General features: G+C 61.3%; 10 protein-coding genes. 3 read left to right on the top strand and 7 right to left on the bottom strand.

What is annotated here, in order from left to right; translation table 11 throughout:
* Positions 1-43 precede the first annotated feature (43 nt).
* The 5 genes from GZ092_RS13375 to mfd all read right to left on the bottom strand — a co-directional run bounded on the left by GZ092_RS13375 (position 44) and on the right by mfd (position 9254).
* Positions 44-2812 (bottom strand): DEAD/DEAH box helicase family protein, encoded by a 2769-nt coding sequence (locus GZ092_RS13375; protein WP_293637071.1) that lies wholly within the window; start codon positions 2810-2812, stop codon positions 44-46.
* Positions 2809-4803 (bottom strand): site-specific DNA-methyltransferase, encoded by a 1995-nt coding sequence (locus GZ092_RS13370; RefSeq protein ID WP_293637069.1) that lies wholly within the window; start codon positions 4801-4803, stop codon positions 2809-2811. The genes GZ092_RS13375 and GZ092_RS13370 overlap by 4 nt, the downstream gene beginning before the upstream one ends.
* Before the next feature lie 268 nt (positions 4804-5071).
* On the bottom strand, positions 5072-5467 hold the full coding sequence (locus GZ092_RS13365; protein WP_293637067.1) for a type II toxin-antitoxin system VapC family toxin: 396 nt from the start codon (positions 5465-5467) through the stop codon (positions 5072-5074).
* Entirely contained in the window at positions 5467-5721 is a 255-nt protein-coding gene (locus GZ092_RS13360) for a hypothetical protein (protein WP_293637066.1), read from the bottom strand. The genes GZ092_RS13365 and GZ092_RS13360 overlap by 1 nt, the downstream gene beginning before the upstream one ends.
* A 47-nt stretch (positions 5722-5768) precedes the next feature.
* Positions 5769-9254: a transcription-repair coupling factor gene (mfd, locus tag GZ092_RS13355; protein WP_293637065.1), complete on the bottom strand. Its 3486-nt coding sequence runs from the start codon at positions 9252-9254 to the stop codon at positions 5769-5771.
* 34 nt (positions 9255-9288) lie between these two features.
* Here mfd and ispD point away from each other — a divergent pair, with 34 nt between their 5' ends.
* Entirely contained in the window at positions 9289-10032 is a 744-nt protein-coding gene (ispD, locus tag GZ092_RS13350; RefSeq protein WP_293637133.1) for a 2-C-methyl-D-erythritol 4-phosphate cytidylyltransferase, read from the top strand.
* Positions 10033-10080: 48 nt separating this feature from the next.
* Positions 10081-10581 carry a 2-C-methyl-D-erythritol 2,4-cyclodiphosphate synthase gene (gene ispF / locus GZ092_RS13345; protein WP_293637064.1) on the top strand — a complete coding sequence of 167 codons (501 nt, stop codon included), beginning with the start codon at positions 10081-10083 and terminating at the stop codon, positions 10579-10581.
* Positions 10582-10661: 80 nt separating this feature from the next.
* On the opposite strand, the gene GZ092_RS13340 is transcribed toward ispF, so the two are convergent.
* Positions 10662-12038: an ATP-binding protein gene (locus GZ092_RS13340; protein WP_293637063.1), complete on the bottom strand. Its 1377-nt coding sequence runs from the start codon at positions 12036-12038 to the stop codon at positions 10662-10664.
* Between the two features lie 157 nt (positions 12039-12195).
* A complete protein-coding gene (gene ompR / locus GZ092_RS13335) occupies positions 12196-12933 on the bottom strand; it encodes a two-component system response regulator OmpR (RefSeq protein WP_029525172.1) in 738 nt (245 codons plus the stop codon).
* Between the two features lie 31 nt (positions 12934-12964).
* On the opposite strand from ompR, the gene GZ092_RS13330 reads away from it, so the two are divergent.
* Complete coding sequence (locus GZ092_RS13330; RefSeq protein WP_293637057.1) at positions 12965-13276, top strand: hypothetical protein; 312 nt, start codon at positions 12965-12967, stop codon at positions 13274-13276.
* The last annotated feature ends 3 nt before the right edge of the window (positions 13277-13279 follow it).

Here is a 13279-nt window from a genome sequence, read left to right as displayed (position 1 = left end):
GGTTTTGATAGCTGCTTGCGCAGGTGGGTATTGCGATAGCAGCCTATTTAATGCTGAAAACAGGGTAAGCAGCCGGCGCCGAGTCGCGCATCCATTGCCGCAGGCGCGTGAGGTTGTCAAAGTCCACCACTTCGCCCAGGCTGCCGTTGTCTTCAACAATCTTGAAGCGTTGCGCATCCTTGGTCAGAAACAGCACCTTGCCATAGGTTTTTGACGCGTGCTGGCCCTTGCGGCTGGCGTCTTTCAGGTCGTGTTTGGTTTCGACCAGGCGAACCAGCGGCTCGTCGTCCAGTTCATGCCTCAAACAGACCACAAAGTCGGGGTAAAACATGTTGCGGTTGTCGGTGCGCATCAAGGCGATGCTGTAGGGCTTGCCTTGCGGATTGCGGTGCCACCAGGCTACAAAATCAGCCCGGTCCAGCGACTGGGCAAAGGCCAGCTCCTGCGTGTTGAATTCATACGTGCCGTCCACTCGCGCTGTGCAGAATACATCGCCCTCGGGCTGGCCGCCTGCACTTTGCGCAAACGCATAAATTTCATTTTTGAACAGCGCCTGCGCTGTCAGCGGCAAGGCGCCGGCCGACAGTGCCACGCTGTCTGTAGCTGGAAACAGCACGCCGTAAATGTTCTTGCGCGACGGCGCCAGCACTTGGCCGGCAGGCATCAACAACGCGTCGGGCAGCGCCTGGGCGGGTACCTCGCGCGCCTTGTTCGCCCATTGCGCCTGCAAGGCTTCCTGCAATTCGGGCAACTGCTTGTGCACCACCCAGCAGGCCGCGTCTCGGGCCTGGGCGCGCAGCACCCCCGCATCGGGTCGCACCGCGTTTTCGCGGTAGGCATGGGCGCGCTCGATTTCGGGCAGCAGCCGCCGCGCCAGCGCGCCAATCAAATCAATATGGTCCTGCTCTTCCAGCCCCATTTTTTCCAGCGCAGTCTGGGTGCGCTGCATCAGCGCGGCGCGGTCAGTCACGACCTGCACACTTTCCTCAAAGCTGGCGCCACCGAACAATTCGGTGCGCACTTCCCGCTCGGTCAGCAGGTTGAGCGCAGCACGCGTCGCCATGCTTTTGACTTCTTCCGACAGGTGCAGGCTTTGCGCCGCCGCCCGGATGTCCAGCTCCAGCACGTCAAACACCGGCTTGACTTCGGTGGTGAAGCGCTCGGGCGTGCTGCGCTGCGCCACCGACTTCAGGCGTGGATAAGCGCGAAGCCCGCTGGCTTCGAGCGCCGCCATGAGTTCGGCATGGTTGGCGGGCGCATTGCGCTTGATAGCCGGCCGGTTGCCACCTGCTGCCTGCATGAAGTCCAGCCCGTCCAGCTCGCCGCCGCCGTCCATCGCGCCAAACAGCCCGGCCGTCACGCCAATCTCGCCCGGCGGCGGCGTGTAAATCACCGGCGCGTCGTCCGGCAAGGCCGCTGGCCGCAGCGTGCCGTCGGATGCCACCGTGGCCAGCAAGCCGATGTCATAAGCCAGTGGCGTCTGGTCTGTCACGTGGTTGCTCAGCGACACGCCGCCGTGCGCCGTGCGCCGCACCACCAGTTCCTCGATCTGTCCCGCCAGTTGCGACATCACCGCTTGCGTCGAGGCCGCTGCCTCCGAAAAACCGGCCTGCGCCAGCTCGTTGGCCAAAAAGATGTAAGCCGTGTCCAGCTCCGTCGGTGCGGTGTAGGCCACCGGAAAAGCCCGCTGCAGTTCACCCGGCACCCGCATCACCCGGCCAATGAACTGCATCGCAAAGTCTTCGTCGTTGACGTTTTTCGTGGACGCCAGCACAAAGGCGCGCGGCGCGTCAAAGCCCGTGCCCGCCGACTGCTTGAAAATCAGCACCTCGATGCTTTCATTGACTGCAATCGCCGCCATCATGGCCGGGTCGGGCTCGTCGGCTGAATGCATGCCAATCGCGTTCGGCGCCACGCCCAGGTGCTGCGTCAAGAATTCAAAGGCCTCGCGAATCGCCTCAAAGCCATTGGCCACCTGCACCAGCATCAGCGGCACGGTACGCAGGCCCCGGCTTTTCAGCACCCGGCCGATGTGCTGGTTGCGTTGCCAGGCGCGGCGCAGCACCGTCAGCTTCAGGTCGGTGATGCTGTGCATGGCCTCGCTCATCGGGTACACCACGGTCTCCAGCCACGGCTTGTTGAGCCGCTCTTTCACCACCTCGGCGCGGCTCACGCTGAACGCCTTGAAGGCGATATTGCCCGCGCTGGCAATGAAGGCGTTGAGCCGCGCATCCTTGGGCGTGGCGCTGGCCATCAGCAAATAGTCGGCCTTCAGCCACTTCACGAACTTGCCGAACTCGGTGGCACTGTCCAGTGCAATGTGCACCTCGTCCACCACCAGGCCAATCTCCAGCCCGCGCGACCGCGCCAGCTCAAAGTAGGCGGCCAGGCTGCGCCGGTCGTCGTCGGCCTTGTCGTCGTATGCGGCCTTGTGCGACTTGGCGCTGGCCACGCCCTGCAGCGTGGACACCAGCACCTGTCCGGCTTCGGGCGCTTCGTTTTGCGCCAGGCCCAGGTGGCGGGCGATCAGCCCGGTGTCGGTGGACTGGCTGTCCAGCGTATCGACGGTTTGCGCCACCAAATTGACATAGGGCACAAACCACAGCCACAAGACCGGCGTGGTCCGGCCGATGTTTTCCAGGATTTTTGTCAGGATAAAGGTCTTGCCCGAACCCGTGGGGCTGCGCAGCAGGCACGGCGGACGCGGCTGGCTGCCCAGTGCCGCGCAGATGTTTTCAATGATCTGCGCCTGAAAGTCTTTGGGAACCAGTCCGGCGGACTGCGGGGCAATGATGCGGGGAAGGGCGCTCATGAGGCTGCGTTTTCAGAAGGGGTTGTAGACGATTTTTGTGTGCCATTTTGGCCTTCTGCGCAGGTCCCGCTTTCGTTACCAGCTATCGAATAAGTAGCAACCTGCGCGGGGGCTGAAACGCTGCGCCGCGCCCGCACACCTTGCTGGCCGTGCAGCAGCGCGCGTGCCAGCGACAGGCTTTCGACCTCGCGGCCCAGCGCCAGAAAATGCTCGCGCACCGTGGCCGGGCGTGTCGAGTACACGCGCAACTGGCGGCCCGGCAAGGCGACCAGCGCGTCGAGCGTGGCGCGGCTGAGCTTGTGGCACAGCACGGTCAGCGCGCCGTCCCCGGTGTTTTGCACCAGCACTTTCACGCCCCGGTCCGTGGCGGGCACGGGCCGGGCCACTTGCCCCAGCCGCAAGGTGAGTAACTGGAAGGCCTGTGCGCAACTGGAATCAAACGGCACATCGCCGGGCGGGAGTTTGTCGAGCTGGAGGTAGGCAAAACTGTTGCCCGCCAGCGCCGCGTCGGATTCGATCACCTTGCGGATGCGCGCCGCGCAGACGTCGCGGCAGAGGTTTTTTTTCAACTCCTTGGGCGTGGCCTCGGTGCTGGAGCAGAGGATGAACTTGCGCGGCGGCTTGCCGGCGTCCAGCGCGTTGAGGCTGAGTACCGCATGGCCGGTGGTGCCGCTGCCCGCGAAGAAATCGAGCACCGTGTCGCCGGGGCGGCTGGCTTGGGCGAGCAGTCCCTGGATGAGGGAAATCGGTTTGGCGTAGTTGAAAGCGCGATGGCCGAAAATTTCGGCGACTTGCTTTGCGCCCTCTTGGTTGGTGGCCGAAACCAGACTGTTATTCGCTTCGTAAGTCCCTTCCTCAAAAGTAGGAACGATCCAGCTGCTCAAGGGTTGGGTCTGATTGCGCAGGTCGGCTTTGTAGCGCTTGAATTGCGGGCGGCCAAAGCCAATCGGTTTGCCAACCCATTGCTCCAAATCGGGCAAATCGCGCCGCAATATCGGCGACTTGCCGCTTTTGGGTACATCGCCAGCGTCAATCGCCGCAAGCAAATCCTCCATGCTGGCCCATGTGACCACGCGCTGCTCTTTGGGAAACAGAATTTGTCCCAGGCGAATGAACTCGTCCATGCTTTTGGCCTGCAAGGTCTGCCCCGTCTTGAGGCGTGCTTCGCTGGCGTAAACCCAGATACGGTCCGGGTTGGGCGGGTAATAGATGCCGGTAGCTTCGTCCACCAGCGGGTAATAAAGATTAGGGCGTTCCCTGAAGGAAAACCCCAAGGTCAGGTCACTCGTCCGCCAGTCTCCACGTGGATCGCTGTCCGCGTTGCCATACATGTCGTAGCTCTTTTCAAATCCGCTGAAGCTGAAACCCGGATTTCCATAAACCAGCACATGTTCGTGGTCAACAGACAAAAAGCACTGCTGGTCAGCGTTTGAGCCTTGCCGGGTTCGCCATGCAATCGTGCCCAGTCGCCGCCCCGGAAACACCTCGTCCATCAGCAACTCCAGCCGCGCCCGGTTTTCGTCGTTGATGCTGACCATGATCACGCCGTCGGGCGTCAGTAAATCCCTGGCCAGCAGAAGGCGGCGGTACAGGAATTCGAGCCACTGGCTGTGCCGCCAGCGGTCGTTGGCGCCGACATAACGGTCGTTGTACACCCAGTCCTTGTTGCCGGTGTTGTAGGGCGGATCGATGTAAATCACGCGGATTTTGCCGGCGTGCGTGCTTTTGAGCAGCCGCAAGGAATCGAAGTTGTCGCCCTCGATGATCAGGTTGGGCGTGCCGCTGCCTTCAACCTGATCGAGCCCATGCGAAAAATCCGGCACCAGACGCGGCAGCACGATGTCGGCGTTCAGCGCCGCATCGCGTGCAATGGCGCTGCTTTCCCAGTACAGCCCGAGTTTTTGTTTTGTCAGGTGTTCGGTCAGCAGGCGGCGCAGTTGCGGGGCGCTCAGGTGCTCCAGGCTTTTCAGCAGGTCGTCGGGAATGCTCATGGCGGATGGTTGCTCTTGTTTTGATAGCTGCTAGCGCACGTCTGGTATGCGGAAGAGGGCTATTTTTATAAATTTTGAAGTGGCAACGAAAAAAACTGATCCAGATTTTCACTGGAAACCGTCATTCCCGCGCAGGCGGGAATCCAGACCCGTTTCAGTGTTTCAGCCCGTGTCGCTGGATTCCTGCTTGCGCGGGAATGACGATGGGGGGGGGGGGGAATCATGCAAACCTCTGAGAATAGCGGGCATGCGCAAAAAGCGCATTTTGTCAGTCAAACCAGTTCTCTACCAGCAAGCCCGGCACACGCTCGAACTCGCGGGTGTTGCGGGTGACCAGCGTCAGTTCATGGGCCAGGGCCGTTCCGGCGATGAGCAGATCGAAGTGCCCAATGGGCGTACCGGCGGCTTCCAGCGTGTGTTTGATCCAGGCGGCGGACTTGGCCGCCTTGCCATCGAAACTTAAAGTCTGATAGACCTTCAAGGCCGCATCCATGCCTTTTCGTTGTTGCTCAGGGCGGGTGGAACGCAGCACGCCGTACTCCAGTTCAAACAGCACCACCGACGGGATGGCAACCTGGCTGGCGGCGATGTTTTTCAAATGCGCTGCGACTTGCCCCTGTTGCTTGAAAAAATAAATCAGGCTGTTGGTGTCAAGCAGGTACATCACCAGGATTCGCGCGCTAGGTCAGGCACTTCGTTCGCGCGCAGTTCTTCGGCAAGAGGGAAGTCTTTCCACAAGTCGGCATTAGCGGAAATTTCTTCAAAAAACTCCACGGGGTAGCCATTGGCATCCACCTCCGGGGTTTGCTCCTTGACGAGTTTTGAAATCCAGGCGCTGAGCGAAAGTTTGGCCACCGCTGCTGAAGCCTTGGCTCGGGCAATGGCGTCGTCGTCCATATAAATCGTGACTTGGGACATGGCAATCTCCAATTAATTACAACTGCAATTATATAAGTGATGGCCAATTATGCGGCGACTGCTTCCATCATCGGCTGCCCTAAACTCTTGAGCACATCGCGCACCATCTGCGCCCGATCTTTGGCTTCCGGCAATGCGCGCTCGATGCGCAGCTTGTCGTTGCCGGTCAGCTTGATGTGTTTGTTTTTCTGGATCAGGTGGATGATGGCCATCGCGTCGATGGGCGGGTCTTTCTTGAAGGTGATGGTGATGGCGCCGGGTGCGGCATCGACCTTGACCACGCCATAGGGCTTGGCAATCACGCGCAGTCGGTGCACATCGATCAGCGTCTGGGCTTGCGCGGGCAGCTTGCCGAAGCGGTCCACGATTTCCTCCAGCAGCGCGTCGATCTGTTCGGTCTTTTTGGCCGTGGCCAGCTTTTTGTAGAACGAGAGGCGCAAATGCACGTCGCCGCAGAAGTCGCTCGGCAGTAGCGCGGGCGCATGCAGGTTGATCTCGGTGGTGGCGCTCAGCGGCGACAGCAAGTCCGGCTCGCGGCCGGCTTTCAAGGACGCCACGGCTTCGCTGAGCATCTCGTTGTAAAGCTGAAAGCCGATCTCCAGCATGTTGCCGCTCTGGTTTTCGCCCAGCACTTCGCCGGTGCCGCGAATTTCCAGGTCATGCATCGCCAGGTAAAAGCCCGAGCCGAGTTCTTCCATCTGCTGAATCGCGTCCAGGCGCTGGCTGGCTTGCTTGGTCAGGCCTTCGAGGTCGGGCACCATCAGGTAGGCATAGGCCTGGTGGTGGCTTCGTCCGACGCGGCCGCGCAACTGGTGCAGCTGCGCCAGGCCGAACTTGTCGGCGCGGCTCATCAAAATGGTGTTGGCGCTGGGCACGTCAATGCCGGTTTCAATGATGGTCGAGCACAGCAGCAGGTTGTAGCGCTGGGCCACGAAGTCCTTCATCACGCGTTCCAGCTCGCGCTCGGGCATCTGGCCATGGGCGACGGCAATGCGCGCTTCGGGCAGCAGCGCCTCTAACTTTTCGCGGCGGTTTTGAATCGTGTCGACTTCGTTGTGCAGGAAGTAAACCTGGCCGCCGCGTTTCAGCTCGCGCAACACGGCTTCGCGGATCACGCCGTTGCCTTCGGTACGCACAAAGGTTTTGATAGCAAGCCGCCGTTGTGGGGCGGTCGCAATCACGCTCAAATCCCTTAAACCTTCGAGCGCCATGCCGAGCGTGCGCGGAATCGGCGTGGCCGTCAGCGTGAGCACATCAATTTCGGCGCGCATGGCTTTCATGGCTTCCTTGTGGCGCACGCCAAAACGGTGTTCCTCGTCAATGATGAGTAAACCCAGTTGCTTGAACTTCACGTCCTGGCTCAGCAGTTTGTGCGTGCCTACGACGATATCGACCGTGCCGTCGGCCAGTCCCTTGATGGCGGCGGTGATTTCCTTGGCCGAACGAAAGCGGCTCATTTCGGCGACCCGGACCGGCCATTTGGCAAAGCGGTCCACCAGCGTCTGGTAATGCTGCTCGGCCAGCAGCGTGGTGGGTGCCAGCAAGGCCACTTGCTTGCCGCCGGTGATGGCGATGAAGGCGGCGCGCAACGCCACTTCGGTCTTGCCGAAACCCACGTCGCCGCAGACCAGCCGGTCCATGGGGCGCGGGCTGATCATGTCCTGGATCACGGCGTGAATCGCGGCGCGTTGGTCGGCGGTTTCGTCAAAGCCAAAATCGTTGGCAAAAATCTCGTAGTCGCCGGGTGAATAGCGAAAGGCATGGCCTTCGCGCAGCGCGCGGCGGGCGTAGATGTTGAGCAGTTCGGCGGCTGAATCGCGGATTTGCTCGGCGGCCTTGCGTTTGGCTTTTTCCCACTGGCCGCTGCCCAGCCGGTGCAGCGGCGCTTCTTCAGCGCTGACACCGGTATAGCGGCTGATCTGGTGCAACTGGCTGACGGGCACATACAGCGTTGCCTTGTCTGCGTATTCGAGGTGCAAAAATTCCTGCAATGTGGGAGAGCCGTCCGGATTTTTCTCGCCCAGGTCCAGGTTGACCAACCCCTGATAGCGGCCAATGCCGTGGGCGCTGTGAACCACCGGGTCGCCGATACTCAGTTCAGACAAGTCCTTGATCAGCGCTTCAACGTCGCTGACCTGCTCCTGTCGTTTGGTGCGCCGGCGCGTGGTGACGCCAGCGGCAAACAGCTCGGTCTCGGTGACGAAGTCGATGCTTTCCTCCAGCCAGCTGAAACCGGTGTTCAGCGCGGCCGTGGCAATGCCGATCTTCTCGCTGCTCGTCTGGAAGTCTTCGAGCGAATCGAAAGCCGGCGGGCTGACATGGCTGGCACGTAAAAAGTCGAGCAGGCTTTCGCGCCGTCCGTCACTTTCGGCCAGTACCAGCACGCGGTGGGCGGTGTTTTTCGCATGGCTCTTGAAGCGGGCCAGCGGGTCTTCGGCGCCGCGCACGACGGCCATTTCGCTGAGTTTTTGAAATTGCGCATTGTCGGCCACGTCTTCCACCGTGCTGCGCAGCGCCAGCTGGGCGTAGTCGTTGGCGCGCGAATAAAACTGTTCGGCGCTCAAAAACAGCGACTCGGGCGGCAACGCCGGGCGATCCGGCGCGTCCTTGACCAGCCGGTAGCGGTCTTTCGTGTCCTGCCAGAAGCGCTGAAAGGCCGGTTCCAGGTCGCCGTGCAGCACCACCGTGGCGTTCTTGCCAAGGTAGTCGAAGACCGTCGCCGTTTCCTCGAAAAACAGCGGCAGGTAATACTCGATGCCGGCCGTGGCCACGCCGTTGCCCATGTCTTTATAAATGCGGCTCTTGGTCGGGTCGCCCTCCAGCAGTTCGCGCCAGCGGTTGCGGAATTTGGCGCGCGCGTCGTTGTCCATCGGAAACTCGCGGCCCGGCAGCAGGCGGACTTCGGGCACTGGGTACAAAGAGCGCTGGCTGTCCGGGTCAAAGGTGCGGATGCTGTCGATTTCGTCGTCAAACAGATCAACCCGAAACGGTACCAGCGAGCCCATCGGAAACAAATCAATCAGGCCGCCGCGCACAGCGTATTCACCGGGGCTGACCACCTGCGTGACGTGGCTGTAGCCGGCCAGCGTCAGCTGACCTTTCAGCTTGGCTTCATCCAGCTTTTGCTTGACCTTGAACTCGAAGGTGTAGCCGGCCAGAAAGCTGGGCGGCGCCAGCCGGTAAAGCGCGGTGGTGGCTGGCACGATGACAACATCGGCGCCGGTGTCCTTGTTGCGCTGCTGGATGCGCCACAGCGTTGCAAGCCGTTCGCTGATCAAATCCTGGTGCGGCGAAAAAGCGTCGTAAGGCAGGGTTTCCCAGTCGGGAAACAGGGCGCAGCGCAGGTCGGGCGCAAAAAACGCCATCTCGTCCATCAGGCGCTGGGCCGTGGTGGCGTCCGAGGTGACGATGGCGGTGAGCTTGCCGGCGGCTTTTTCGCGTTGCCCGAGGCGCGCCAGGAGAAGGGCGTCGGCGGAACCAGTGGGTTGGGGCAGGGTGTAGCGTTTGCCGGTCACGAGGGAAGGAAGGTGCATTGGCCTGATTTTAGAATCTATGATGCGCTGGATGATGACCCGCACAGCCGATAACCGTTCCGACGTCCGTTTTTTTGCACTCATTCCCTGCGCTGGCCAGGGCAGCCGGGCGAGCACTTCGCCTTCAGGCCAGGCCAAGCAATACCAAAAAATCGCCGGCCTGCCGATGGTGCTGCACACGCTGGCGGCGTTCCGGCAGGTCGGGCGGCTGGCGCGTACGCTGGTGGTGGTCGCGCCAGGCGACCATTTTTTTGACTCATCGGCCAAATCAGGCTTCAACGTGGCAGCCTGCGGCGGCGCCAGCCGCGCTGACAGTGTCCGTCAGGGGCTGGACGCGCTGTGCCATGCCGGAGCCGATACCGGTGACTGGGTGCTGGTCCACGATGCGGCCCGCTGTCTGGTGACGCCGGAACAGATCAACCAGCTGATCGACGCTTGCCAGCACGATACCGTGGGCGGGCTGCTGGCGCACAAGCTGCCGGACACGCTGAAAAGCGAAGGCACGCTGGAACAGCAGGGCCGCGTGGCCGCGACGCTGGACCGCAGCGACAAATGGCTGGCGCAAACGCCGCAGATGTTTCGCGTCGGTACCTTGATGCACGCACTGGATTCCGCCGAAAGTGAAGGAAGTGCTGTCACTGACGAGTCAAGCGCCATTGAAATGCTGGGCCTTGCGCCCCGGCTGGTCGCCGGCAGCGCGCAAAACTTCAAGGTGACCTACCCGGAAGACTTCGCGCTGGCCGAAGCGATTTTGCTGAACCGCAACCGCATGGCCTGAAGCCTGCAGCGCAACCCAGACGTCCTTGACCCCACGAAAGCCCTATTCATGAATTCCAACCCCATCGCCCCGCCGCCTCCGTTCCGCATCGGCGAAGGCTGGGACACGCACGCGCTGGTGCCGGGCCGCAAGCTCATCCTGGGCGGTATTGAGGTGCCTCACACGCTGGGCCTGCTGGGCCATTCGGATGCCGATGTGCTGCTGCACGCCATCATCGATGCGCTGCTGGGCGCGGCGGGGCTGGGCGACATTGGCAGCCATTTCCCGGACACCGATGCGCGCTTCAAGGGCGCCGATTCGATCATCCTGCTGCGCGAGACCGGCCGGCTGCTGGCCGAACGCGGCCACCGCATCGGCAATATTGACAGCACCGTCGTGGCCCAGGCGCCCCGGCTGGCGCCGCATGTTCCGGCCATGCGCTTGCGCATCGCAGAGGCGCTGGGTCTGCAGCCAGACCGTGTGAACGTGAAGGCCAAGACCGCCGAGAAGCTCGGGCCGGTCGGCCAGGGACTGAGCCTGGAAGCGCGTGCCGTGGTGCTACTTTATTGATAGCTGAAAATGCCCGTCAATATTGCGGAAAAGCCTGGTTTTTCTATAAAAAAGGCATGGCCTTCGGCCTGGGCCTGTGCTCAACCCCGGCGCAGCTTGATATGCGCCGCCAAGCCGCCGGAGCCGGTGTTGGACAGGCTGAACAGCCCGCCCATTCGCAGCACGGTCTTTTCGGCAATTGCCAGCCCCAGACCGGCGCCGGTCGCCTCGGTACGGGCGGTATCGCCCCTGAAAAACGGATTGGTGAGCCGGGACAGCACTTCGGATGCCACGCCGTTGCCATGGTCACGAATCTTCAGCAGCACCCAGGCTTCGCTGACCCGGGCCGAGACGTCCACCTGCGCAATGCCGGTGTCGCTGCTCTTGCCATAGCGCCTGGAATTTTCCAGCAGGTTGGCAATCACCCGCGACAGATCGACCCGGTCGGCCAGCACGCGGGTGTTTTCCGGAATGCTGAGGCTGACGTTCATGTCCGGGTAGTCGGCCACTGCATACAGCGATTGCGCCATCACCTCGTTAAGCACGATAGGCTCCAGGTGGGCTGGTTCAGGCCGGGCGTAGTCAAGGAATTTGTCGATGATGGCATCGAGCTGGGCAATGTCGGCCACCATGTGCTGGCGCGCGTCCGGGTCTGACACGCTCATTTCGGTTTCGAGGCGAAGCCGGGCCAGCGGGGTACGCAGGTCATGCGAAATGCCGGCCAGCATCACCACCCGGTCCTGCTCGATTTTGGACAGCTGCGCGGCCATGCGGTTAAAGCCGATATTGACCTCTCGCACTTCGCTGGTCGCCACCTGCTCGTCAAGCCGGCTGGCGTCGAAATCGCCATCACGCATCCGGCTTGCGGCGAACGACAACTGTTTGAGTGGCTGGTTGATGAGGCGCGCAATCACGGCGGCACCGGCCAGCGACAGAGCCGCCGCCGTGACGAACCAGATGGCCCAGGTGCTGGTGCTCGACGGTCCCAGCTGGGACGGATCGGTCAATAACCAGTAAGTTTTGTTATCGATGGAAAAACCGATCCACAGGCCCTCCTTCTGGTTGACGGTGCCGGCTACCACCGTGCCGGCGCCAAGCCGCCGGGTGAGTTCGTTCGCAGTCCGCTCACCGAATTCATCGCTGACATAAGGCTCGAAAGCATCATTCGGGTTGCGTGCCAGGATGCGGACATGCTCTTCCTCGGCCAGCGTCTTGATCAGCATCTCGCGTCCGATCGGGTCGGCATAGCGCAGTGCCACCCGGGCGGTGTTGACCAGGGTTGCCAGTTGTTGTGCGCTTTGAATGGCCCGGGGTTCGGTTTCAAGCGTGCGGAATGTCTGCAGCCAGGCAATGATCGAGCCGAACAGCAGCAGCGCCAGAAAGAAAAAAGTCCGCCAGAACAGGTTGATTCGCCGGCGCGGGCGCGATTCCAGCGGTGCAGGCGCAGTTTCTAGCGGGGACGGGCGGGAAGTTTGCATGGCTAGGTGCGGGCGTTCTCGAAGTTCGGGTTGAACCGTTAATCCGGGACGTCGCGCTGGCTGGAAATTCGGCGATTATCACCCGGCTGGCATGCCGCCCCTTGACCTGCCGCAGGCCAAGGCCAGAATTCAAAATTAAGAAAAAGGCGGCAGGTGCTCAGTTGTTGCCGTCCGGCACGAACACGTAGCCGATTCCCCAGACGGTCTGGATGTAGCGCGGAACCGCCGCATCGGTTTCAATCAGCTTGCGCAGGCGCGAGACCTGCACATCCAGGCTGCGGTCAAAAGGCTCGAATTCCCGGCCGCGTGCCAGTTGTGCGAGTTTTTCACGCGACAGCGGCTGGCGCGGATGGCGGACCAGGGTCTTGAGCATGGCGAATTCGCCAGTGGTCAGCGGCAGTTCCTCGCCATTTTTCTGCAGGGTGCGCAGGCTCATGTCAAAAGAAAACGGGCCGAAGGTGATGACTTCCTGATCACTCGATGGCGCACCCGGCACTTCGGCTGTTGGCCGGCGGCGCAGCACGGCGTGGATGCGTGCCAGCAGTTCGCGCGGGTTGAAGGGTTTGGCCAGGTAGTCGTCGGCGCCCACTTCGAGGCCGACGATGCGGTCCACATCCTCGCCCTTGGCCGTCAGCATGATGATCGGAGTGCGGTCGTTGGCCGCGCGCAGGCGCCGGCAGATCGACAGGCCGTCTTCGCCCGGCATCATCAGGTCAAGCACGATCAGGTCCACCGCATCGCGCAGCATGATGCGGTTCAGCGCCTTGCTGTCTTCGGCCAGTATCACGTCAAACCCCTCCTGCGCCAGGTAGCGGCGCAGCAAGTCGCGAATGCGTGCGTCGTCGTCAAGAATAAGGATTTTGTCAGCGCGGGCGTTGGATTGGGCTTGAAGCATGGTGGTCTTATAATTTGTAACAGAGCCCATTTTGAGGGCGGAAAAAAATGAATGTCTCTTTTTTTTATCAAAAAAACTTTTTATTACTCTTATTTCTTTTTCTGCCAGATACAAGGGAAAAATTCCGGATGACGGCTTGTTTGCGACTGATATTGCTTTTGTAAAAGCAGCACTCGGGGTTTTCGGCGTTGACAGGATGCGTCTTGGACGACTTGGACGACTTGGACGACTCGAAGGCCGTACCGGATCTTTGTGGGTTTATGCTGAATGGCTGCACGCACGATGCCATGCGAAGCTGCAGCTTTTCGGTTGGGTTCCTTTGGGTTCCGGCCTGGTCAGCTGACCG

The sequence above is a fragment of the Polaromonas sp. genome (assembly GCF_010365105.1).
GTDB lineage: Bacteria > Pseudomonadota > Gammaproteobacteria > Burkholderiales > Burkholderiaceae_C > Polaromonas.
This window is presented reverse-complemented; position numbering and strand designations above follow the sequence as displayed.

Excerpts from the sequence above, each read along its gene's own strand:
- GZ092_RS13360 (WP_293637066.1), bottom strand. The coding sequence starts at position 5,721 with ATGTCCCAAGTCACGATTTATATGGACGACGACGCCATTGCCCGAGCC.
- GZ092_RS13370 (WP_293637069.1), bottom strand. The coding sequence starts at position 4,803 with ATGAGCATTCCCGACGACCTGCTGAAAAGCCTGGAGCACCTGAGCGCC.
- mfd (WP_293637065.1), bottom strand. The coding sequence starts at position 9,254 with ATGCACCTTCCTTCCCTCGTGACCGGCAAACGCTACACCCTGCCCCAA.
- ompR (WP_029525172.1), bottom strand. The coding sequence starts at position 12,933 with ATGCTTCAAGCCCAATCCAACGCCCGCGCTGACAAAATCCTTATTCTT.
- ispF (WP_293637064.1), top strand. The coding sequence starts at position 10,081 with ATGAATTCCAACCCCATCGCCCCGCCGCCTCCGTTCCGCATCGGCGAA.
- ispD (WP_293637133.1), top strand. The coding sequence starts at position 9,289 with ATGACCCGCACAGCCGATAACCGTTCCGACGTCCGTTTTTTTGCACTC.
- GZ092_RS13375 (WP_293637071.1), bottom strand. The coding sequence starts at position 2,812 with ATGAGCGCCCTTCCCCGCATCATTGCCCCGCAGTCCGCCGGACTGGTT.
- GZ092_RS13340 (WP_293637063.1), bottom strand. The coding sequence starts at position 12,038 with ATGCAAACTTCCCGCCCGTCCCCGCTAGAAACTGCGCCTGCACCGCTG.
- GZ092_RS13365 (WP_293637067.1), bottom strand. The coding sequence starts at position 5,467 with ATGTACCTGCTTGACACCAACAGCCTGATTTATTTTTTCAAGCAACAG.